The 21,859-nt window shown below is 64.6% G+C and carries 17 protein-coding genes; 13 read left to right on the top strand and 4 right to left on the bottom strand.

The window, feature by feature from the left end; translation table 11 throughout:
- Positions 1-6 precede the first annotated feature (6 nt).
- The 5 genes from flgH to flgL all read left to right on the top strand — a co-directional run bounded on the left by flgH (position 7) and on the right by flgL (position 6,353).
- Positions 7-705, top strand: a complete 699-nt coding sequence (gene flgH / locus GA0116996_RS22520) for a flagellar basal body L-ring protein FlgH (RefSeq protein ID WP_092316041.1) — start codon at positions 7-9, stop codon at positions 703-705.
- A 7-nt stretch (positions 706-712) separates the two neighbouring features.
- The gene (locus GA0116996_RS22515; protein WP_279327346.1) at positions 713-1,858 is read left to right on the top strand and encodes a flagellar basal body P-ring protein FlgI; all 1,146 of its coding nucleotides are present in this window, start codon (positions 713-715) and stop codon (positions 1,856-1,858) included.
- Positions 1,859-1,860: 2 nt separating this feature from the next.
- A complete protein-coding gene (flgJ, locus tag GA0116996_RS22510; RefSeq protein WP_092316037.1) occupies positions 1,861-2,919 on the top strand; it encodes a flagellar assembly peptidoglycan hydrolase FlgJ in 1,059 nt (352 codons plus the stop codon).
- A 247-nt stretch (positions 2,920-3,166) separates the two neighbouring features.
- Positions 3,167-5,086 (top strand): flagellar hook-associated protein FlgK, encoded by a 1,920-nt coding sequence (gene flgK, locus GA0116996_RS22505; protein ID WP_092316035.1) that lies wholly within the window; start codon positions 3,167-3,169, stop codon positions 5,084-5,086.
- Between the two features lie 37 nt (positions 5,087-5,123).
- The gene (flgL, locus tag GA0116996_RS22500; protein WP_092316033.1) at positions 5,124-6,353 is read left to right on the top strand and encodes a flagellar hook-associated protein FlgL; all 1,230 of its coding nucleotides are present in this window, start codon (positions 5,124-5,126) and stop codon (positions 6,351-6,353) included.
- A gap of 143 nt (positions 6,354-6,496) precedes the next feature.
- Here flgL and GA0116996_RS22495 read toward each other — a convergent pair whose 3' ends face one another.
- The gene (locus GA0116996_RS22495; RefSeq protein WP_092316031.1) at positions 6,497-8,620 is read right to left on the bottom strand and encodes a TonB-dependent siderophore receptor; all 2,124 of its coding nucleotides are present in this window, start codon (positions 8,618-8,620) and stop codon (positions 6,497-6,499) included.
- Positions 8,621-9,004: 384 nt separating this feature from the next.
- Between GA0116996_RS22495 and GA0116996_RS22490 the strand changes: the two genes are divergently transcribed.
- Positions 9,005-9,649: a TetR/AcrR family transcriptional regulator gene (locus GA0116996_RS22490; protein WP_092316029.1), complete on the top strand. Its 645-nt coding sequence runs from the start codon at positions 9,005-9,007 to the stop codon at positions 9,647-9,649.
- A gap of 340 nt (positions 9,650-9,989) precedes the next feature.
- Positions 9,990-10,748 carry a Crp/Fnr family transcriptional regulator gene (locus tag GA0116996_RS22485; protein ID WP_243419789.1) on the top strand — a complete coding sequence of 253 codons (759 nt, stop codon included), beginning with the start codon at positions 9,990-9,992 and terminating at the stop codon, positions 10,746-10,748.
- Between the two features lie 78 nt (positions 10,749-10,826).
- Here GA0116996_RS22485 and GA0116996_RS22480 read toward each other — a convergent pair whose 3' ends face one another.
- Positions 10,827-12,212 (bottom strand): MFS transporter, encoded by a 1,386-nt coding sequence (locus GA0116996_RS22480; protein WP_092316027.1) that lies wholly within the window; start codon positions 12,210-12,212, stop codon positions 10,827-10,829.
- Positions 12,213-12,270: 58 nt separating this feature from the next.
- A complete protein-coding gene (locus tag GA0116996_RS22475) occupies positions 12,271-12,990 on the bottom strand; it encodes a nitroreductase (RefSeq protein ID WP_092316025.1) in 720 nt (239 codons plus the stop codon).
- 237 nt (positions 12,991-13,227) lie between these two features.
- Between GA0116996_RS22475 and GA0116996_RS22470 the strand changes: the two genes are divergently transcribed.
- The 5 genes from GA0116996_RS22470 to GA0116996_RS22450 all read left to right on the top strand — a co-directional run bounded on the left by GA0116996_RS22470 (position 13,228) and on the right by GA0116996_RS22450 (position 19,353).
- On the top strand, positions 13,228-14,877 hold the full coding sequence (locus GA0116996_RS22470; protein ID WP_092316023.1) for an AMP-binding protein: 1,650 nt from the start codon (positions 13,228-13,230) through the stop codon (positions 14,875-14,877).
- Positions 14,878-15,175: 298 nt separating this feature from the next.
- Positions 15,176-15,835 carry a cupin domain-containing protein gene (locus GA0116996_RS22465; RefSeq protein ID WP_092316021.1) on the top strand — a complete coding sequence of 220 codons (660 nt, stop codon included), beginning with the start codon at positions 15,176-15,178 and terminating at the stop codon, positions 15,833-15,835.
- 3 nt (positions 15,836-15,838) lie between these two features.
- Positions 15,839-16,990 (top strand): flavin monoamine oxidase family protein, encoded by a 1,152-nt coding sequence (locus tag GA0116996_RS22460; RefSeq protein ID WP_092316019.1) that lies wholly within the window; start codon positions 15,839-15,841, stop codon positions 16,988-16,990.
- 1 nt (position 16,991) lies between these two features.
- Positions 16,992-18,023 carry a zinc-binding dehydrogenase gene (locus tag GA0116996_RS22455; RefSeq protein WP_092316017.1) on the top strand — a complete coding sequence of 344 codons (1,032 nt, stop codon included), beginning with the start codon at positions 16,992-16,994 and terminating at the stop codon, positions 18,021-18,023.
- 148 nt (positions 18,024-18,171) lie between these two features.
- The gene (locus GA0116996_RS22450) at positions 18,172-19,353 is read left to right on the top strand and encodes an MFS transporter (RefSeq protein WP_092316015.1); all 1,182 of its coding nucleotides are present in this window, start codon (positions 18,172-18,174) and stop codon (positions 19,351-19,353) included.
- Between the two features lie 87 nt (positions 19,354-19,440).
- On the opposite strand, the gene GA0116996_RS22445 is transcribed toward GA0116996_RS22450, so the two are convergent.
- A complete protein-coding gene (locus GA0116996_RS22445; protein WP_092316013.1) occupies positions 19,441-20,328 on the bottom strand; it encodes a LysR family transcriptional regulator in 888 nt (295 codons plus the stop codon).
- 128 nt (positions 20,329-20,456) lie between these two features.
- Between GA0116996_RS22445 and GA0116996_RS22440 the strand changes: the two genes are divergently transcribed.
- The gene (locus GA0116996_RS22440; protein WP_092316011.1) at positions 20,457-21,701 is read left to right on the top strand and encodes a MalY/PatB family protein; all 1,245 of its coding nucleotides are present in this window, start codon (positions 20,457-20,459) and stop codon (positions 21,699-21,701) included.
- Positions 21,702-21,859 lie beyond the last annotated feature (158 nt).

The following is a 21,859-nucleotide window of genomic DNA, read 5'->3' as shown; positions in this document are numbered from 1 at the left end:
GTGAACATGGCCACCTTGCTTTCCCGCCTGGGCGCGCGCGCGCTGGTTTGCCTGGCCGGCGTGGCAATGCTGGCCACAAGCGGCTGCGCGCTGATGCCGCGCGAGCCGCTGGTGCAGATGCCGACCACGGCGCGCGCCGAGCCGCGCCCGATGGGCCCGGCGTCGGGCTCGATCTACCAGTCTTCGTACGCCGGCAATCCGCTGTTCGAGGACCGCCGCCCGCGCAACGTGGGCGACATCCTGACCATCCTGATCACCGAGAACGTCAACGCCAGCAAGAACTCCGGCACCAATACCAGCCGCACCGGCAACGCCGCGCTGGCGTTCGACGCGGTGCCGCGCGCGCTGGGCGGGCTGTTCGGCACCAGCCAGAACGCCAACATCAACGGTGCCAACACCATGAAGGCCAGCGGCGGCGCCAGCGCCGCCAACACCTTCAACGGCACCATCACCGTGACCGTGCTGGAAGTGCTGGCCAACGGCAACCTGGTGGTCTCCGGCGAAAAGCAGATGGCCATCAACCAGGGCGCCGAGTTCATCCGCTTCTCGGGCGTGGTCAATCCCCGCACCATCACCGGCGACAACGCCGTGCTGTCGACGCAGGTCGCCGATGCGCGCATCGAATACACCGCCAAGGGCGTGATCGACGAAGCGCAGAACATGGGCTGGCTGCAGCGCTTCTTCCTCAATGTTTCTCCGTTCTGACCGCGCCATGTCTGCCCAGATGCTCGCTCGTTTCCTGTCCCGCCTGCTGCGGCTGACCATGGTCAGCCTGGCACTGGGCGTGGCCTTCGGCGCCTTTGCCTCCAGTGCCAAGGCCGAGCGCCTGAAAAACCTGGCCACCTTCCAGGGCGTGCGCGAGAACCCGCTGGTCGGCTACGGCCTGGTGGTGGGGCTGGACAACACCGGCGACCAGACCATGCAGACGCCGTTCACCACGCAGAGCCTGACCAACATGCTCTCGCAGATGGGGATCACGCTGCCGGCCGGCAAGAACATGCAGCTCAAGAACGTGGCGGCGGTGATGGTGACCGCGTCGCTGCCCGCGTTCGCGCAGCCCGGCAGCCAGCTCGACGTGGTGGTGTCGTCGATGGGCAATGCCAAGAGCCTGCGCGGCGGCACGCTGCTGATGACACCGCTCAAGGGCGCCGACGGCCAGGTCTACGCGATTGCGCAGGGCAATATGCTGGTGGGCGGCGCGGGCGCGTCGGCCAACGGCAGCAAGGTGCAGATCAACCAGCTGGCGGTGGGGCGCATCGCCAACGGCGCCATCGTCGAGCGCGCGGTCGCGCCGTTCCAGCCCGATGGCGGCGTGCTCAACCTGGAACTGAAGGATACGGATTTCGGCACCGCCGAGCGCGTGGTCGAAGCCATCAACCGCAACATGGGCGGTGGCGTCGCCGCGGCGCTGGACGGCCGCGTGGTGCAGGTGCGCGCGCCGGCATCGCCGGCGGCGCGCGTGGGCTTCCTGGCCCGCATCGAGAATATCGACGTCACGCCGGCGAAGGCCGCGGCCAAGGTGATCCTGAACGCCCGCACCGGCTCCATCGTGATGAACCAGGCCGTGACCGTGGATGACTGCGCGGTGGCGCACGGCAATCTGTCGGTGGTGATCAACACGCAACCGGTGATCAGCCAGCCCGCGCCGTTCAGCGGCGGCCAGACCGTGGTGGCGCCGGTGTCGCAGATAGACTTGAAGCAGCAGGGCGGTTCGCTGCAGATCGTCAAGGCGGGCGCTTCGCTGGCGGCCGTGGTTAAGGGGCTGAACGCGCTGGGCGCGACCCCGGCCGACCTGCAGACCATCCTGGAAGCGATGCGCGCGGCCGGTGCGCTGCGCGCCGAGCTGGAAGTGATCTGAGCATGACCAGCGGCATTCACAGCGGCGCACTGCCGCCGCCGGGCGCCGACCTGACCCAGCGTTTCGCGCTCGACACGCAGGGCTTCGAAGCGCTCAAGCACAGCGCGCGCGGCGGCGCCGACGCCAGTACGCTGCAGGCCGTCGCGAAGCAGTTCGAGGCGGTGTTCACGCAGATGGTGCTCAAGAGCATGCGCGACGCCACGCCGCAGGACGGCCTGTTCGACAACGAGCAGAGCAAGCTCTACCTGTCGATGATGGACCAGCAGCTGGCGCAGCAGATGTCGTCGCGCGGCATCGGCCTGGCCGATGTGATGGTGCGACAGCTGGCGCGCGCCACCGGCACCGCGATGCCCTCCGGCATGAACACGCTGACTCCGGCCGAGGCCGGCAAGGCCGCCGATGCCGAGATGGCGAGGCTGCTCGACAGCCGCGGTGCGGGCGCCATGCCTGCCGACGCGGGCGAACAGGCGGACCTGCCGGCGATCGGCACCACCGTCGCGGGCCAGCAATGGAATCCCACCGCGGGCCTGCGCCAGTACCAGCCGCAGTCCTACGCGGACCGTGGCCCGGGCGAAGACCGGCTCGGCCGGCTGCCCGACGACGCGCCGGCCCACGTGAGCGCCTTCGTCGCCCGCATGGCCGGGCCCGCCGAAGCCGCTTCCCGCGCCAGTGGCGTGCCGGCGCGGCTGATCGTCGGCCAGGCCGCGCTGGAATCCGGCTGGGGCCAGCGCGAGATCACGCACGCCGACGGCTCCTCCACGTTCAACGTGTTCGGCATCAAGGCCGGCCCCAGCTGGAAGGGCCGCGTCGCGGAAATCACCACTACCGAATACATCGACGGCCAGCCGCAGAAGGTGCGGGCGAAGTTCCGCGCCTATGGCTCGTATGACGAGGCCTGCGCCGACTACGCGCGCCTGCTGACCAGCAATCCGCGCTACGCGGGCGTGGTCAGCGCGGCCACCGCCGAGGACGCGGCGCACGGCTTGCAGCGGGCGGGGTATGCCACGGATCCGGCGTATGGGCACAAGCTGGTGAAGATCATGAAGAAGGTGGCGGCCTGAGGCGTGGCGCCATCGCCTCGACCCTTCCAGTTCCCGCTTGTGTACTCCCTCTCCCGCTTGCGGGAGAGGGTTGGGGTGAGGGCGGGAACATCAACGAAGTGAAGGCCGTCGCAATTGCCCAAACCTGCCGGACCTGTAAAACGCCTCCTCCACACCTAAAGTCCCACCCCCACCCAGCCGATAACTCCCACATCCACACCGCCGGCCCCACGCCGCGGCAGTCCTAAAAATCCGGGATCAGAGCACCATGTCTCTCTTCAGTATTGGCCTCTCCGGCCTGAACACCGCGCAGAACGCGCTGACGACGACGGGCCACAACTTTGCCAACTCGGCAACTGAAGGCTATTCGCGCCAGAACACCATCGTCGCTTCTGCCGGCGGCCAGTACACCAGCCAGGGCTTCTACGGCTTCGGCTCGAACACCACCACGGTGATCCGCGTCTATGACGAGTTCCTGACCGGCCAGCTGCGCGGCGCCACCTCGGCCAGCGCCTCGCTGGCGGCGTACTCGGGCCAGATCAGCCAGATCGACAACCTGCTGGCCGACCAGAAGGGCGGCCTGGCGCCGCTGATGCAGAAGTTCTTCGCCGCGGTGCAGGCGGTGGCCGATACCCCGGCCGATCCGGCCGCGCGCCAGGGCATGCTGTCGGCGGGCCAGGCGCTGGTGGGCCAGGTGCGCTCGGCCAGCAACTACTTCAAGCAGCTGCAGGCCGGCGTCAACGAGCAGGTCGGCACCGCCGTCACGCAGGTCAACGCGTACACCAAGCAGATCGCCAACCTGAATCAGGAGATCACCCGGCTGAAGGCAGCTTCCGGCGGCCAGCCGCCCAACGACCTGCTCGACCAGCGCGACCAAGCCGTAGCCGAGCTGACCAAGCTGGTCGGCGCCAAGGTGGTGGTACAGGACAGCGGCACCTACAACATCTTCGTCGGCAACGGCCAGCCGCTGGTGATGGGCAACGACGCCTATGAACTGAAGGCCGTGGCCTCGGCCGCCGACCCCAACCGCACCGTGGTGGCCTACACGCTGCCCACCGGCGCGGTGATCGAGAGCGAGCCGGGCGCGCTCACCGGCGGCTCGCTGGGCGGCCTGCTGCAGTTCCGCACCGAAACCCTGGACCCGGCGCAAAGCGCCATCGGCCGCCTGTCGCTGGCGATCGGCGCAAGCTTCAATGCGCAGCACCAGCTCGGCATCGACCTGAACGGCGCCCCCGGCACCGACATGTTCAAGCTGGGCGGGGCCACCACCATCCCCAACGCCAACAACACCGTCAAGACCACGGTGGCCACCGCCACGATCGACAACGCCTCGGCGCTGACCACCAGCGACTACAAGCTCCACTTCGACGGCACCAACTACACGCTGACGCGCCTGTCCGACAACCAGCAGGTGGTCACGCCCGTGCCGGCCGGCGGTGCTACCTACCCGCTGCAATTCAGCGCCGATGGCTTTACCGTCGAGATCAACGGGCCGATGGGCACCAACGATTCGTTCACGGTGCAGCCGACCCGCAACGCCGCCACCGGTTTCGACATGGCGATCAACGATCCCGCGAAGATCGCCGCGGCCTCGCCCGCCTACATCGAGGCAACCGCCGGCAACAAGGGCAACGCCACCGCGTCGCTGAGCAAGGTCGCGCCCGGGTTCACCCCGCCGGCCGGCAAGATCACCGCCGAGTTCGACGGCACCAACTACGTGTTCAAGGTTGGCGGCGTGGCCATGGCGCCGCAGCCGGTGGGCGTGCCCAACGGCAGCAATACCGACTTCACCCTCAATGGCCTGACCTTCAGCTTCGGCGGCACGCCCGCCGCCGGCGACAGCTTCACGCTGGGCAGCAACGCCGGCGCGGTCAAGGACAACGGCAACATGCTGGCCCTGGCCAAGCTGCAGAACGCCAAGACCATCGGCGGCGTGTCGAGCTTCAGCGAAGCCTACGCGCAGCTGGTCAACGATGTCGGCACGCGCGCCAAGTCGGTCAAGATCGCCTCGGCCTCGCAGGACAGCATCACCACGCAGATCAAGACCGCGCAGCAGTCGGTCTCCGGCGTCAACATGGACGAGGAAACCGTGTCGATGCTGCGCTTCCAGCAGCTGTACCAGGCCAATGCGCGCGTGATCCAGACCGCTGGCACGCTGTTCGACACCATCATCGGCATCGGCCGCTAAGCGCCGCATCCACCCGCGTCAGAAGAGGTAACCCAATATGCGCGTTGCAAGCTCCACCCTGTACCAGCAAGGCCTGGCTTCGATGAACTTCCAGCAGGGCGCGCTGATGCATATCCAGCAGCAGCTCGGCACCGGCCGCTCGATCCTGACCCCGTCGGACGACCCGGTCGGCGCCACGCGCGCGCTGGGCGTCAGCCAGGCGCAGGCCGTCAACGGGCAGTACGCCACGTCCCGCAACCAGGCCAATGTCGCGCTGGCGGCGGAAGAGAACGCGCTGCAGTCCGTCACGACCATCACGCAGAACATCCAGACCATGCTGGTGCAGGCCGGCAACGGCACCATGAGCGATGCCGACCGCGGTTCGCTGGCGACCGCGCTGGAAGGGCTGTACAACCAGCTGCTGAGCCTGGCCAACTCCGACGACGGCAACGGCCAGTTCCTGTTCGGCGGCACGCGCTCGGGCAGCGCGCCGTTCACGCAGAGCGCCGGCGCCAGCAACTATATCGGCGACAACGGCCAGCAACTGCTGCAGGTCGACGTGGCGCGCCAGATGCCCGCCGGCAACACCGGCCGCGAAGTCTTCATGAGCGTGACCGGCGGCGCAGGCTATGTGGTCAAGGGCAACCCCGCCAATACCGGCACCGCCACCTTCGGCACGGTGTCGACCACCGACCCGAGCCACCCGCTGTTCGGCCATGCGCTGCAGATGTCGTTCACGGCCAACGCCACCGGCCAGATGGAATACACCATCACCGACACCTCGACCGGCACCACCCCCGCGCCGGTGGTGGCCGGCCCGCTGGCCTACACCTCGCCCGCGCAGATCGAGGTGGCGGGCTTCAGCTTCAACGTCACCGGCAACCCCAAGGCCGGCGACACCCTGACCATGCAGCCGGCCAGCGAGGCCGGCACCGACATGTTCGCCAACCTGCAGACCGTGATCGACACGCTGCGCCAGCCCGCCGCTTCGGAGAACGACCGCGCCAACCTGGGCAACGTGCTGTCGACCGCGGTGCGCCAGTTCTCCAACTCGCTCGACAACGTGCTGACCGTGCGCGCCTCGGTGGGCTCGCGCATGAACGAGCTGGATGCGCTGGATGATGTCGGTGCCAACCGGGATCTGACCTATTCGCAGACGCTGTCAGGGCTGCAGGACCTGGATTACGCCAAGGCGATTACCGAGTATTACCAGCGGCAGGTGGCGCTGCAGGGGGCGCAGCAGTCGTTTATGCAGATCCAGGGGATGAATCTGTTCAAGTATTTGTAAGGGGAGGTCGCGATGGCGGCCTGTTGTCTTGAGTGCAATCGCCTCCCGCCAACACGCCATCTTCGACGTGGCACATCGATCCCGGTCTTCTCCAACCTTCAGTTGTTTTGGGAGCGGCCAGTGTCGCCCCCACCCACACGGATTCAGAACTGGTATCGCAGTCCGGCGACAAACTGCCGCCCCAACCCCGGCACTACCGCGAGGTTACCCCACGACGCGGGATAATAGGTCTTGTCGAACACATTGTGAATGTCCAGGAACACCCGAGTGCGGCGATCCATCTGCCAGTAGCTGACCAGCTTCACGGTGGCGTAGGCGGGTAGTGAATACGTGTCGGTGGCATTGCCGGAGCGCGATCCCACATAGACGATCCCTGTGCCAATGCCGTACCGCCCGCCGAACACGGGCATGGCATCTTCACGAATCGCGAGCAGGCTCGCGCTGACCTTGGGAATATTGGTCAGGCGGGTGCCGGGCGCGATGGCGTTGTCCTCGGTGACCTTGGCGTTCATCAGGGTAAAGCTGCTGCTGATGCGCCAGTGCTGATCCAGCTGGCCGAAGACGTCTATCTCCAGCCCGCGGCTCGTGGCTTGGCCGGCGGCGATATTGAAATTGGGGTTGGTGGGGCTGCGCGTCAGGACGTTGTTCTTGCGGATATCGAAGACCGCGAGCGTTGCCCCTAGCCGCTCGTCGTTGGACTGCCACTTCAGCCCTGCCTCTACCGCGCGGGCGTGCTGCGGATCGAAGGCATTGCCGGCCTCGTCCACGCCGCTGTTCGGGCGGAAGGATTTGCCGACGGACACGTATGCGGAAAGCTGCGCGGTGGGCAGCCACGTCAACCCGAGCCTGGGCGACACGGCTGTCTGGCTCTGGTGGGTCGAGGTTGCGGTGAGGAGGTTATCCACCGACTGGTGGAAATTGTCGAAGCGTACTCCGGCCAGCAGTTTCCATCGCTCTCCAATCGATACCTCATCCTGCAGATAGGCACCAACGTTGCGCTGGTTTTCGCGCGTCGATATGCTCGGCGCGAGCGGCGGCTTCGCTTGCCCGTACACCGGTTCGTAGATGTCAATTGCATAAGGGTTGGCCGCGAGGCTGGAGTAGGCGATATCCATCCCCATGAACAGGCGCGAAGCCTCGATGCCGGCGAGCATGCGGTGCCCCAGGCCACCGGTATGGAAGTTGCCTTCCACCTCGGCGTTGGCCGACGTGTCGCGGGAAGGCAGTGTCCGCCAGCTATGGCGGCGCGTGAGGGTACGGCCGTCCGCGCGCAAGCTGCCAAACTCTGCGGCGTATCCCTCGAAGCTGGATTCCTTGTAGCTCACGCCTATCCGTGTACGCCAGCTGGCGGAAAGCTGGCGGTCGAGCGTCAACTGGTGCGTATCGCTGGAAAGATGGAGGTTGGGATCGTTGGGTTCCTGAAGGTAGCGGTCGCGTGGGAGGGTGATTCTGCCATTCACATTGACGAGGCCACGGTCCAGCGGTGTACGCACTCGCATGAATTCGCCCTCGTATTGCAGCAGCGTGCGGTCGTCTGGCGCCCAGGCGAACGCCGGCGCCACAAGGTACTTGTGGCTGTCGATCAGGGAGCTGCGACTGGCGCTGTCCTCGGCCATGGCATTGAGGCGATAGGCCAGCTTTTCATTGAGGGGGCCGGTGGTATCGACCGTGGCGCGTCTGAACCCGAGCGTCCCGGCACTGAGTTCCGCCGTGGTTGCCCGCGTGAATCTGGGTTTCTTCGTGACAATGTTGATGGTGCCGCCTGGCTCACTGCTGCCATATAGCGCCGCGGCAGGCCCCTTCAGGAATTCAAAGCGTTCGACCGTGGCGGCATCTCGCATCGGGTTGTAGCCGCGCGAGCCAGGAAAGCCGTTGACCAGGTATCCCATATCCGTGCTGCTGAATCCACGGATGGCATAGTTGTCCCAAGTTCCGCCAAAGTCATTCAGGCGGGCCACGCCGCTCACATAGTCCACCGTGTCTGCAAGGCGGGTTGCACCGAGGTCGTTAATTAGTTCCGAGGTGACCACGCGCACGGACTGCGGTACTTCGCGCAACGGCGTTTCGGTCCGGGTTGCTCCGCTGGCCTCGGTAGCAACGTATCCGCTCCCGCCAGCATTCGCACTGACGCGGACTTCAGGAAGATTGGCCGAGCCTGCAAGCTCCTGCGCTCGAACGAGCGCCGCATTGGACAAGGTAAAGAGGATCAGGCTGGCGCGACAGGCATGGCTGGCGATCAAGCCGGGATGACGAAGAAATGCTGGCATCAGCAAGAAAAAGGCAAAAAAAGGAGGCGCAACAATGTAGCCGTTAGATGCGAGGGATTCTCATTCACATATTTTTTGCGTGGGAATCGCCAAGTGCGGCTTGTTGCGTGTTAGGGGAGGGAGGCAAGGCGATGGGCGTCGACGCGGGCGATCCTCAGGAACCGGACAATCTGCTTGCTGGGGTCGACGAAACGAAAGGGGTTGGGCCGCGATCCGGCGATGGTCGGTTTGGGGCGAGGTGCTCGCCCGCGGCAGGGCTGCGCCCGGCTTTTCCAGTTGCTTGCGGGTCTTCTGATACCAAAGGCATTGGGAGCGCATGGCATAATCGGACGCAGGATGCTCCCCGCGATCACGGCAGGGATGGCTTAAGGCAGCAGGACCGAGATGCATGATCTACTGACTTCTCCCAGAGTACGCCTGCGTCGCCGCGGTGCCGACAAGCATCCCCTTATCCTGAAGGCCGCACGCACGCTCATCGCGCAGTCGGGGTTCAGGGAAGCCCAGATGACGGCGATCGCCGAAGCGGCTGGCATAGCGATCGGGACGCTGTATCGATATTTTCCGTCCAGGACCGAACTGCTTGTCGAGGTCGTCAAATTCACGGCACAGCGGGAAGTCGATGTCGTGGCCGGCATTGCCATGCGGGATGGCACCGCTTGCGAGCGGCTGGGCATGGCGGCCTGGACTTTCGCGAGCAGGGCGTTGCGTGGCCGGCGGCTGGCGCACGCGTTGGTGGCCGAACCGGTTGAACCCGAGGTCGAGGCAGCAAGGCTGACCTATCACCGTGCGCTCTCGCGGGTGTTCCGCACCATCATTGATCAGGGTATTGCCAACGGCGAGTTTCCCGAACAGGATTCGGCTGCCTCGGCCGACTGCATCGTGGGATGCCTGTTCGAGGGACTCGTCGCTCCGTTGAGCAGCGAAGCGGCGCTGGCGGGCGTCCCAATGCAGAGTCAGGTGACGTCCATTATTTCCTTCTGCCTGCGTGGCGTGGCAGGAACCGCGGTGGCGTTCATCCCACCCGCGTGACGATTTCCTGTGAAGAAAAAGGCGTACATAACTAGAACTTGGGTTCCAGATTGGATGTGTACGGAAAGACTCCTGTCGGCGCAATGCCAAGGCAGGTTGCTCAGGTAAGTGGATACCCTGCGAGATTCGTCCTTGACTTCGTGAAACGGCCGCCTTAGCCTTAAGTGAATCTTGATTTCACTTAATGCTGGCGCTGACCGGCTTTCATAGCAGGAGACGGTCGCCGTGGAAATCTATCCCGACCCTTCGGCGCCCCGCGAGGCGCGAAAAAACGCGGACTCGGATGGAAAGGGCGATGAAAAGCACTAGCCCGGGCGCTTTGCAAAGCCGAGGAGTTGCCATGCGGTCGATTTCCTGCGCTGAAGTCGATAGCGCAGTGCATGTTCACACGCGCTACGGTTCGACGCTGTCACGCCATCGCACGCTTGAGGACTTCCTGCAGGCGTCAAGCTGGTTCGCCATATTGACCGACGAAGAGAAGTCGCGTGTCAAAACCGAGACGTTCGAGCGTTGCTGCGCCGCGGGTGGCATAGCGTGTCATCGCGGCGATCCGGCCGATCACTGGCTCGGCGTAATCGAAGGCATCATTAAAGTCGATACGGCGTCCGCTTGCGGTCGCGCCGTGACCTTTGCTGGCGTGCCAGCGGGATCGTGGTTTGGCGAAGGCGCAGTGCTGAAGTCGGAGATGCGGCCGTATTCGGTGGTAGCCATCAAGGACAGTCGCATTGCCTATGTGCCACGCGAGACTTTCTTGTGGCTGCTGGCGCGTAACCATAGCTTCAGCCGCTACGTCATTGACCAGCTCAATGCACGCTGCGGTTACTACGTCGGACTGGTGCACAACTTCCGGCTCCACGAGGCCGCCGCCCGCGTCGCATTTTGCCTGGCCGCGCTATTCCACCATCAGCTTTATCCTGCCACCGAGCGCACCCTTGCGCTGTCACAGGAAGAGCTCGGCAGGCTATCCGGGCTTTCCCGGCAAAACACCAACCGCGCACTCCGCGAACTCGCCGAAGCGGGCATGATCGAGATGGAATATGGAGCCATTGTGGTAATCGATCTGGATGGACTGCGCCGGTACGCGCATATTGGCGACTAGCCTGCCCCGATCCATTGAAGCCAGGGCGAGTGCACTCGCCCTGGCGCCCACTTCCGGAGATGATGGTCGGGGTTCTATCTAGTGGTTCGTCGGCTGATGCGCGGGTACGGGCCCCAGCGGCGCTCGCGAAGCCATTTTTTCTGGCTGGTTCAGTGCCGCGGCGCTCTTGCGATGGTCAATCAGCATGACGGCAAGCGTACCGACGAGACCGGCAACGCCGATGGCCAGGAAGTTCTGTTCCAATGGCAGCTTCATTGCCACCAGCGCACCGATGAGGACCGGGGCGATGATGGCACCCAGTCGCCCGATCCCTGAGGCAAAGCCGACGCCCGTCGAGCGAATGGAACCCGGGTAGAACTCACCCGCATATGCATAGGCCAGCAACTGCGTACCGAGGGTCGACGCGCCCACGACAAACACGAGGACAAAGAGCAGTTCTGTCGCCTTGGTGTACCCCATCAGGGCGAGAGAGACCGCTCCCGTGGCATAGAAGGCAACCAGCACGTGCTTGATATTGAATCGGTCACCCAGCCATCCGCCGCCAATGGCACCGCAAACTGCGCCGATGTTAAAGACGAGCACGAAGTTCAGCGCCGAGCCCAGGCTGTACCCGGACAACGCCATCAGTTTGGTCAGCCACGAGCTGAGCGCGTAGACCATGAAGAGGCCGGTGAAGAACGCCACCCAGATCATCAGCGTGCTAAGGGCTCTACCCTGCGAGAAGAGCGCAGCCACCGGAGCATTGGAAGCGAGCGCCTCGGACGGAACGAAGAACTGATAGCGGTCACCCTGCTTCAATGCCGGTGCCAGGCGTCGCGCTACACGCTCGAGTTCGGCATGGTGTTCCTTTTTCGCAAGGAAGGCAACGGACTCCGGCATGGTCCACAAAATGAACGGAATGAAGAAGATCGGAAGGCCAGCGACGAAGAACACTGCTTGCCATCCGTATGTCCCGATCAGTTGCTTGCCGGTCAGCGCCACGAGGATGCCGCCGATCGAATATCCGGCAAAAACCAGCGTGACCAGCCGGGCACGCATTTTGGCCGGTGCGAATTCGCCCATCTGGGCCGTGACAACGGGCAGTACGCCGCCGATGCCAAGTCCTGCGAGGAAGCGCGTCACGCTGAAGGTGATGGGATCGGTGGTGAGTCCAGCCGCGGCCGTAAACAAGCTGAACAGCGCCACACAGATGCAGATGGATAGCTTGCGCCCGATCCTCTCGGCCATTGTGCCCAGGTAGATCGCGCCGACCATCATGCCGAACAGCGCGGAGCTGGCCATGAAGCCGGCCTTGGTGGCGTCTACGCCCATCTCTTTCATGATCGAGGGCAAGGCCGCCCCGACCACTGCAAGATCATAGCCGTCGAGAACCAGTATGACGACACACCAGAACAGGATCACGGCGTGGAATCGCGAGAAGCGTGCGTCTTCTGCCAATTTTTGTACATTGATTTCGGTTTTCATCTGTCTCCTCCATGCGGTGATGGATGGGTTGCTTTGTCAGTCAGGCTTTCATGCCTCTTTATGTGTGGACGACGGTGAAGCTGGATGCGGGCGCACGGTCCGAGATCAGTTGGTTTTCCACCCGCTCGTCGTCCGCGTACCCCAGGCTCATACCGACCAGGAACTTCTCCTCTGGCCCCAATGAAAGCTCCCGGCGAATAATGGCGTGGTACTTCATGAAGGCTGCCTGCGGGCAGGTACTGAGACCATATGTGCGTGCCACGACCATGAGGTTCTGCAGGAACATCCCGTAGTCGATCAGGCTGCCTTCATTCATGAGCCGGTCGACGGTAAAGAACAGGCCAACGGGTGCGTCGAAAAACTGATAATTCCGACCATGCTGGGCATGCATGCGCGCCTTGTTTCCCTTCTCGATGCCGAGCAGGCCATAAAGCCTCCACCCCACTTCACGGCGTCGATCCAGATACGGTGGCACCCACTCGTCCGGGTAGTACGCCCACTCGTCAGCATGGGCGCCGGACTGTGCGGGGTCATCGTCGACCTGCTTGATTGCCGCGCAAATGCGGTCGCGTGCCTGCCCGGTCACGACATGCACTTGCCACGGCTGGATATTCACGCCCGTGGCGGCAAACCGGGCGACATCGAGGATCTTGTGGACGGTTTCCACGTCCACGGGCTGCGGACGAAAGGCCCTGACGCTGCGGCGGGTGACGATCGCCCATTCAACAGCCTCGCGGACAGACTGGAGTTCTGCGGGTGGGGGTGCAACTCTGTTCATGCTTGCTCTCTCGACATGTCGTAGACATCTGACGGACTCCGGTCGGAGAGTAGGAGCAAGAGCGGGGGCGCACTGTCATGTGCGAGACATTCGCCCCCGGGTAGCGACACGAAATTGGGGAATGGGGGCAATGTCTCGTGCGAGACATTCCTGATCGTGGCCAGTCGCTACATTTTTGTTTCCACAACTAGCGATAGCTGATGCACCCGCTGCGGCACGTCAGGCAGGAGACAAAAGATGAACGCCAACATTTATCAGGCAGGACTTGAGCGCAACGCGGCCAACCATGTGCCGTTGACGCCCTTGCAGTTCCTGGATCGGTGCGCCGAGCAGTATCCTGAGCGAACTGCGATCGTCCATGGCAGCCTCCGTCAGTCCTGGCGGACAACGCGAGACCGCTGCCGCCGCCTTGCCAGCGCGCTCGTGAAGCGCGGCGTCCGCCGCGGCGATACGGTTTCCATTCTGGCGCCGAATACGCCTGCCATGGTCGAGGCCCATCACGGTGTCCCGCTGAGCGGTGCGGTGCTCAATGCCATCAACTGCCGGCTGGACGCGGACGGCGTGAGGTTCATCCTGGCCCATGGCGAAGCCAGAGTCTTGCTGGTAGACAGCGAGTTCGCCGCGCTCGCTGCAACCGCTCTGCAAGGCCTGGAGAATCCACCAGTGGTGGTCGACATTCTCGACACTGAAGGGCCTAGCGGGAACCGACTGGGAGCGCTCGACTATGAGCAGCTTCTGAGCGAAGGCGATGCCGACTTCAGCGGCATCTGGCCCGATGACGAGTGGGATGCCATCGCACTCAACTACACATCCGGCACGACTTCGGATCCCAAGGGTGTGGTGCCGAGCCATCGGGGCGCATACCTGATGAGCATGCTTCAGCTGACTGACTGGGGCATGCCGCGCGGGCCGCGGTATCTCTGGACGCTTCCCATGTTCCATGCAAATGGCTGGTGCTTCGCGTGGGCCATTACTGCCGCGGCGGGCACCCATGTCTGCTTGCGCAAGGTCACGGCGGCAAACATCTTTCACGCCATTGAGACGCATAAGGTGGACCACTTCTGTGCCGCGCCCATCGTCCTGGCATCGCTTGCGACGGCATCGGAATCCGAGCGTCGCGCGTTTTCGCATGCGGTCAGGGTGCGCACGGCGGGATCGCCGCCGCCCGCAAGTGTCCTGAAGGCTGTGATGGAAATGGGCTTCGACGTGGAGCACGTCTACGGCATCACGGAGGCCTCGGGAACGCCGGTCAGTTCATATCGCGATCCGGCGTGGGATGACAAGCCAATCGAAGAAAAAGCCCGACTGATGTCGCGCCAGGGCAATCGGGCCGCCGCCCTGGAAGGGCTGCGCGTTGCAGATCCCGACACCATGGAACCGGTACCCTGCGATGGCAAGACGCAAGGCGAGTTGCTGCTACGCGGCAATATCGTGATGAAGGGTTACCTGAAAAACCCCCAGGCGACCGTAGCCGCATTTGGCGGCGGCTGGTTTCACACCGGTGACGTCGCGGTCATGCATCCCGACGGATATATACAGATCACGGACCGCTCCAAGGATGTGATCATATCGGGCGGGGAAAACATCTCGTCGGTGGAGGTTGAAGATGTCTTGCATCAACACCCGGCGGTGTTGATTGCCGCGGTGGTAGCCCAGCCTGATCCGAAGTGGGGGGAGTCGCCCTGTGCCTTTATCGAACTGAAGCCTGGAGTCGACGCACCCGCAGAAAAGGAGGTCATTGATTTCTGTCGTGATCGGTTGGCTCATTACAAATGCCCGGTGAGGGTGGTATATGGCGCGCTGCCAAAGACGGGCACTGGCAAGATCCAGAAGTACCGCTTGAGAGAGCTGGCGAAAAGCCGCGAAGCTATCACCGAGCTTGAGTGAGCCGGGAACGTGCTTCCCCTTGATAGCTTTCCGCCGGATGCAATGCCCGAACTGAGCCATGCATCCGACGATGCAAAGCCCGCAGGCCGGTGCTTATGGGTAAAACTCGCAGCGGCGAGATAGGCCGGCCACGCTAAAGTTTTTCTTTACCGTCGCACACATTATCTCGTTTGCCCGCTTCGCCGAAAGCAACAACAATCGCTGCATCCAAAACGATATCCGCTTTCGGCTCGCCACTGTCGTCGCACTTTGCACGGCCTTCCCTGCACGCAGACTGTGGAGCCGCCGCTGCCCGCCCATGTACGTGAATGCCGATCTCACCCGCCGCGCTGTGGTTACGCCGGACGATCACCACTGGGTTGCTTCTCCGCAGCCCGGAGTCGAGCGGATGATGCTGGAGCGTTTTGGCGGAGAACAGGCCCGGGCGACCAGTATTGTCAGGTACGCTCCCGCATCCCATTTCCCGCTGCACAGGCATCCGGGCGGCGAGGAAATCCTGGTGCTGTCGGGCGTCTTCTCCGAGGCGAACGCGCACTATCCGGCGGGCTGGTATCTGCGCAGTCCGCCAGGATCGTCGCACCGGCCGTCAAGCGCGGGCGGCGCCGTCATTTTCGTCAAGCTGCGGCACATGAGGGCGAGCGAGCAGGAAAGCGTGCGTATCGATACCAACGACGCCGTCCATTGGCGGCAATTCGACGGCGGGGCCGTCTGCGCGCTGTATGCGGACGATGCCGAGCATGTCGCCCTGCTGCACCTCGATGGAGGCGTGTCCTTGCCGCAGGGACGTGCTTTGGAACTGTTGGTGGTTCACGGCGAACTGCGCATGGATGGTCATGACTACGCCGCGGGCAGCTGGATGCGATTCCCCGAAGGCGACCACGCGGAGATCCAGGCCGGCGCGGCCGGCGCAACCCTGTACATCAGAACCCACGCACCGGCCGCCGGTGCGGCGGCATAAGCCATGCAAAGCACGAGAATCGCCATCGTCGGCGCGGGTTTGAGCGGCCTGTACGCGGCCACGCTGCTCCAGAAAGCCGGTATCGACGACTACGTCCTTATTGAGGCGCGCCCGGCCATGGGCGGGCGCATCCTGTCGCCGCTTGCCTCCGGCCAGTCCGGTTCCGAGCCGGAAGGCGATGGCATGGACCGCGTTGACCTTGGGCCCACCTGGTTCTGGCCGGCTTTCCAACGTGAACTGGATGATCTGGTCACCCGGCTCGGCCTGGCGCGGTTCAACCAGCACGAGTCGGGCGACATGCTGGCCGAGCGCGGTGCTGGCGTGGCGCCCATGCGGCTGAGGGGCTATGTCAGTTCGCCCGCTTCCATGCGCCTGGCCGGCGGCATGGGGGCGCTGGTTCATGCTTTGCGCCGGCAGCTTGACACGTCCCGGATCCTCACGGGCCGGACGGTGCGGCAGCTGCGTATCGAAGGCTCGCAGATCGCATTGGATTACGCCGATGGCGCGGGCGTGGCAGCGACGATCGCAGCGGAACATGTCTTGCTGGCCCTGCCGCCACGCCTTGCGGAGGCAACCATCACCTTCGCCCCGGCACTGCCGCAGACTCTGGCGCAGCAGTGGCGTGCGACGCCGACCTGGATGGCGTCGCATGCAAAGTATGTCGCGGTCTATGACGGTCCATTCTGGCGCGAGCAGGGGCTCTCCGGGGAGGCCCGAAGCGCGGTGGGTCCGATGGCCGAGATCCACGATGCATCGATGCCCGGCGGCAGCGCCGCGCTGTTTGGCTTTCTTGGCGTGCCGGCCGGTGTCAGGCGCACCGTTGCGGAAGACGTGCTGCGCACCCACTGCCGTGCGCAGCTTGCCCGCCTGTTCGGTCCGCGCGCGGGAAGGCCCGTCGCGGACTTTATCAAGGACTGGGCCGGCGATGGCCTGACCGCGACGGCGCTGGATCTCGAAGGCGGGGCGCATCACCACGCCGCGGCCCCGGCCGCGACGGCGTCATCCGGCCCCTGGCAAGGCCGCATCACCGGCATCGCCAGCGAGTGGTCGCAGGTCTTTCCCGGCTATGTTGCCGGGGCAGTGGATGCCGCTGGCAGGGGAACGCAAGACCTGATCCGCATGAACCGATTGCTTCCGAAAACCGTGGGCCTGTGAAATGAAGCCGACTTATCGCGCGATGCAGATCGCCCGTCCCGGGCTGCTCGAACTGGTGGAGCGAACCACGCCCTTGCCGCAGGCCGGAGAAGTCCTGATCCAGGTGGAAGCCTGCGGCATGTGCGGCGCCGACATCGGCGATATCGAGCAGGCCAATGCCGCGCAACAGCCGCCGCGCGTGCCCGGGCACGAGATCGTGGGACGGATCCTTGCGATCGGCGCCAATACGCCCGCCATGTGGCGGATCGGCATGCGGGCAGGGATCGGGCGCCTGGGCGGACACTGCAACGCGTGCAGCCAGTGCCGGCGGGGCCAGTTCCAGCTGTGCGAAGACCAGCCCATCGTTGGCGCAACCTGCGATGGCGGCTATGCCGAGATCGTCCGCGCCCGCGCGACCGGGCTTGTTGCCATTCCCGACGAGTTGGGTTCAGCGGAAGCGGCCCCTCTGCTTTGCGCGGGGATTGCCACGTTCAACGCGCTGCGCAAGTCCGGCGCGCAGGCAGGGGATGTGGTCGCGATCCTCGGCATCGGCGGGCTCGGCCACATGGCCATCCAGTATGCGAAGCGAATGGGCTTCAAGGTGGTCGCGGTGGGGCGGGGCAGCGATATCGCCGGCGACGTGGCCGAACTGGGCGCACATGTGTACCTGGACACCCATGCCGGCGATGCCGCGCAAGCGCTGCAGAAGATGGGTGGCGCGCACGCCCTGATCTCGACGGCTGGCGATGCGCAGGCCGTTGCCGCGCTGATCCAGGCATTGAAGCCGCAAGGCCGCCTGGTCGTGCTTGGTGGCACCCGGGAACCGCTCGCGGTGCAGACCCGGCACCTGGTGGTCGGCGAGCGGGAAGTGGTCGGCTCGATTACCGGCACGCCGCACGAGAGCGAGGCGGCGCTCGCGTTCAGCGTGCTGGTGGACGCGCGTCCGCGCTTCGAATCTATGCCGCTGGCCCGCGCCAACGAGGCCTATCAGCGCTTGAAGCGCGGCGACGTCAAGTTCAGAATGGTGCTGACCATGGCGGCGGACGATGCCTGACACGGCCTGAAGGGGGTGATGCCGGATGGAGTCACGGGGATCGTGGCCTGATCCCGAATGTCCCTGGCGCCATCAGCCGTTACTGCGCAGGGACGTTCACCGGCGTCGATGACGCCCAGCAGAATTCAATTTCCTCGTAAATGCATCCATGACGATCAACGCCTCCGTCGCCCGGCTTGCCCTCGCACAGGCGCTTTCCGGTGCGAATTCCACCGTCGTCTACGCCACCGGCGCCATCATCGGCAACATGCTGTCGCCGCGACCGGAACTCGCCACGCTGCCGATTTCGCTGTTCGTGGTGGGCATGGCGCTGTCCACGCTGCCCGTCGGGATGCTGGCGCGGCGGTTCGGCAGACCCGCCGCGTTTCTCGCGGGGAACGTTTGCGGCGTACTGGTCGGCCTGCTGGCCGCGCTGGCGCTGGTCAACCGGTCCTTCGCGCTGTTCTGCTTTGCCATGTTGTTCGGGGGCGCCTACGCGGCTGTGGTGTTGACGTTCCGCTTTGCCGCCGCGGAATGCGTCGGCCCGGAAGAGCGGCCGCGGGCGTTGTCCCTGGTTCTGGCGGGCGGCGTTGCGGCCGGGGTAGTGGGACCGCAACTGGTGTCCGCCACCATGAACCTGTGGCCGCCCCACGCGTATGCCGTGACCTACCTGGCCTCCGCCGCGGTCGCGGTGCTGGCGGCGCTGGTGCTGCGCGGTGTCCGGTTCCAGGTGCGCACGGCGGGGCCGCGCACGGACAGTGGCCGGCCGGTCCGCGAGATCCTGCGGCAGCCGCAGTTGCTGGTTGCCATGCTGTGCGGCGTGGTCAGCTACATGATGATGAACTTCATGATGACGTCCGCGCCGCTGGCGATGGAGCTGTGCGGCATACCCCGGCTCTATTCGAACTACGGTATCGAGATGCACGTGATCGCGATGTACGCGCCGAGCTTCTTCACCGGACGCCTGATCGCCCGCTTCGGTGCACCGGCGATCGTGCTGGCGGGCCTGGCGCTGACCGGCATGGCAGCGCTGGCAGGCCTCAGCGGCATGACCGTCCATCATTTCTGGATCGCGCTGGTGCTGCTCGGGGTCGGCTGGAATTTCGGCTTCCTGGGTGCTTCCGCCATGGTGCTGACCTGCCATCGCCCGGAGGAAGGGCCGCGCGTCCAGTCGCTGAACGACTTCGTCGTGTTCGGGGCCATGGTGGTGGGCTCGTTTGTTTCCGGCAGCCTGCTGGCTGCCTTTGGCTGGGCGATGGTGAGTTCGCTGATCCTGCCGCCAGTCGTGGTTGCGGCTGCCGCGCTGCTGTGGCTGCAAAGGACAAGCGTGGAGCCGTCCCGGCAGGTCTGAGCGGTTGCCAGGCGCTGAGCCGCAACCGCCGGGAAGGCGCTTGCCCCGGCTTGCCGGCTGACGTCCGGTCCCGCGCGTACGGGCGGTCTAGCGCCCCGATCGCCGCGCCATCTCGACAAAGCCGGCCAGGTAGGCGGTTTCCTCGTCGCCACGCCGGATCCCAAGATGGATGCTCTTCCGGATACCGCGCTTGCCCAGTCGCAACGCCCGCAATGGCATGCCGGCGCCTTCCTCTTGCACCAGCCAATCCGGCAACACGGAGACGCCTCGACCGGCGGCGACCAGTTGCAGCATCAGGTCTGTCGCTTCGGCGGTGCGGTGGCGTTTCGGCTGGCAATGCGCCGGGACCAGGAAGCGGGTATAGATGTCGAGGCGCTCGATGCTGACCGGCACCGTGATCAATGTCTCATCAACCAGATCGTGCGGCCGTACGTAAGGCTGCGCGGCCAGCGGATGGGATTCATGAACGACCAGCACCAGTTCGTAGTCGATCACCGGCGTGAAAGCCAGTTCCGGCACCTTGACCGGATCAGGCGTGATCAGCAGGTCGATCTCGTGCCCGAGCAGCGCGGCGACGCCGTCGAACCGGAATGAGGTCCGGACATCGAAGTCGACGTCCGGCCACTCGGCAAGGTAGTGCGGCGTCAGCCGCGCCAGCCATTTCTGGCAGGGGTGGCATTCCATGCCGACCCGCAGTGCGCCGCGGCGGCCTTCGGCGAAGTCAGCAAGGATGCGCTCGGCGTGTTCCAGCTGCGGCAACAGGCGCTCCGCCAGCGCGAGCAGGTATTCCCCTGCCTGCGTAAAGCGCAGGCCGCGGCCGTTCTTGGTCCAGATCGGCACGCCATGATGGTCTTCCAGCTTTTTCACCATATGCGAAAGCGCGGATTGCGTGACGTTCAGCTTTTCCGCCGCCGCGGTGACGCTTCCATAACGGCTTACCGCGACAAGTGCCGCAAGATGTTGGCGATCCAGCACGCATGACTCCGGTTCATTGGTTCATGAAAATATACCATTTTTATTCATGACATGGCATCGCTATGCTGGCCTCCATCCAAGCCATCCGGCGCCAGCGGGCGCCTCCCTGAAGCGAGAACAAGGAAGCCATGAAGATCCATGCAACCGCAGTGCAAGGCGAGATATCGGCCGGAGCCGGCCAGGCGCTCAGCGTGTTCGACGAGGTCATCGACCGTGCGCAGTCCCACTCCATGAAATGGGCCATTCCCGAAAAACTGCTGGCGCCGGAAGAAGCGGCCGCAAAGCCGTTGCCGATGTGGGTTGCCGACATGGATTTCCGCGCGCCGCAAGCCGTCATCGATGCGCTGCACGAAGCGGTGGAGCACGGCATCTTCGGCTATCCGGGCGGCGCGACCGACAGCTACGTCGACGCGGTGGTCGCGTGGCAGGGCAGGCGGTTCGGCTGGGAGGTAGAGAAGGAATGGGTGGTGCAGACCTCCGGCATCATCACCGCGCTGAAGACGGCCATCCAGGCATTTACCGCACCTGGCGATTCCGTGCTAATCCAGCCGCCGGTCTATGCGCACTTCCATAACGACGTGCTGATGAACGGCCGCCATCTCGCCTTTGCTCCGCTCGAGCGTAGCGATGCCGGCTACCGCTTCGATCCGGCCAGCTTCGAGGCGGCGATCCGCGACGATACCAGGCTCTTCATCCTGAGCAATCCGCACAATCCCACCGGCAATGTCTGGTCCGAGGCGGAACTGCGGACCATGGGCGAGATCTGCCTGCGCCGCGGTGTCCTGGTCATCTCGGACGAGATCCATCAGGACCTGATCCTCAACCCCGAGAAGAGGCACATTCCCTTTGCTTCCCTCGGCGACGATTTTGCCCGGCACAGCATTACCTGCACGGCACCCAGCAAGACCTTCAACCTGCCGGGCTTGCAAAGCGCGAACGTGTTCGTGCCGGACCGGCGCCTGCGCGACGAACTGCGCCGCCAGTACGACAGGAACATGTTCCCGCTGGTCAATACGCTGGGCATGGTGGCCGCCGAGGCGGCTTACGCCCACGGCGAACCATGGCTTGAAGAGCTGCTGGCATACCTTCGCGCCAACCACGACCATTTCCGCGAGTCGGTGCATCGCGCGACGTCACGCATCCAGGTGCTGCCGGCCGACTCGCTCTACCTGGCATGGATGGACTGCCGCGGCCTCGGCATGGACGCGCCGTCGCTGGACAAATTCATGCTGACCCGGGCCCGGCTCTGGCTCGACAAGGGCCAGAAGTTCGGCATCGAGGGGCACGGCTACATGCGTGTGAACCTGGGATGCCCGCGTGCGACCGTGGATGAAGCCATCGGCAGGTTGACTGCCGCCGTTGCCGGACTCTGATCCGGCTCTGCGAACCCAGGACGAAGCCAGCCGGCAGTCGATGGAAGAGGAGCCATCGGCTGCGGAAGGCGCTCGCCCGTCGCATCGGCGGACTCCGACTGCCTGATTCGGCTCCGGACAGCTGGCCACCCACAACGACAAGCATCACAAAGAGATGT

The organism is Cupriavidus alkaliphilus, from assembly GCF_900094595.1.
GTDB lineage: Bacteria > Pseudomonadota > Gammaproteobacteria > Burkholderiales > Burkholderiaceae > Cupriavidus > Cupriavidus alkaliphilus.
This window is presented reverse-complemented; position numbering and strand designations above follow the sequence as displayed.

Excerpts from the sequence above, each read along its gene's own strand:
- flgH (WP_092316041.1), top strand. The coding sequence starts at position 7 with ATGGCCACCTTGCTTTCCCGCCTGGGCGCGCGCGCGCTGGTTTGCCTG.
- GA0116996_RS22515 (WP_279327346.1), top strand. The coding sequence starts at position 713 with ATGTCTGCCCAGATGCTCGCTCGTTTCCTGTCCCGCCTGCTGCGGCTG.
- flgJ (WP_092316037.1), top strand. The coding sequence starts at position 1,861 with ATGACCAGCGGCATTCACAGCGGCGCACTGCCGCCGCCGGGCGCCGAC.
- flgK (WP_092316035.1), top strand. The coding sequence starts at position 3,167 with ATGTCTCTCTTCAGTATTGGCCTCTCCGGCCTGAACACCGCGCAGAAC.
- flgL (WP_092316033.1), top strand. The coding sequence starts at position 5,124 with ATGCGCGTTGCAAGCTCCACCCTGTACCAGCAAGGCCTGGCTTCGATG.
- GA0116996_RS22495 (WP_092316031.1), bottom strand. The coding sequence starts at position 8,620 with ATGCCAGCATTTCTTCGTCATCCCGGCTTGATCGCCAGCCATGCCTGT.
- GA0116996_RS22490 (WP_092316029.1), top strand. The coding sequence starts at position 9,005 with ATGCATGATCTACTGACTTCTCCCAGAGTACGCCTGCGTCGCCGCGGT.
- GA0116996_RS22485 (WP_243419789.1), top strand. The coding sequence starts at position 9,990 with ATGCGGTCGATTTCCTGCGCTGAAGTCGATAGCGCAGTGCATGTTCAC.
- GA0116996_RS22480 (WP_092316027.1), bottom strand. The coding sequence starts at position 12,212 with ATGAAAACCGAAATCAATGTACAAAAATTGGCAGAAGACGCACGCTTC.
- GA0116996_RS22475 (WP_092316025.1), bottom strand. The coding sequence starts at position 12,990 with ATGAACAGAGTTGCACCCCCACCCGCAGAACTCCAGTCTGTCCGCGAG.
- GA0116996_RS22470 (WP_092316023.1), top strand. The coding sequence starts at position 13,228 with ATGAACGCCAACATTTATCAGGCAGGACTTGAGCGCAACGCGGCCAAC.
- GA0116996_RS22465 (WP_092316021.1), top strand. The coding sequence starts at position 15,176 with ATGTACGTGAATGCCGATCTCACCCGCCGCGCTGTGGTTACGCCGGAC.
- GA0116996_RS22460 (WP_092316019.1), top strand. The coding sequence starts at position 15,839 with ATGCAAAGCACGAGAATCGCCATCGTCGGCGCGGGTTTGAGCGGCCTG.
- GA0116996_RS22455 (WP_092316017.1), top strand. The coding sequence starts at position 16,992 with ATGAAGCCGACTTATCGCGCGATGCAGATCGCCCGTCCCGGGCTGCTC.
- GA0116996_RS22450 (WP_092316015.1), top strand. The coding sequence starts at position 18,172 with ATGACGATCAACGCCTCCGTCGCCCGGCTTGCCCTCGCACAGGCGCTT.
- GA0116996_RS22440 (WP_092316011.1), top strand. The coding sequence starts at position 20,457 with ATGAAGATCCATGCAACCGCAGTGCAAGGCGAGATATCGGCCGGAGCC.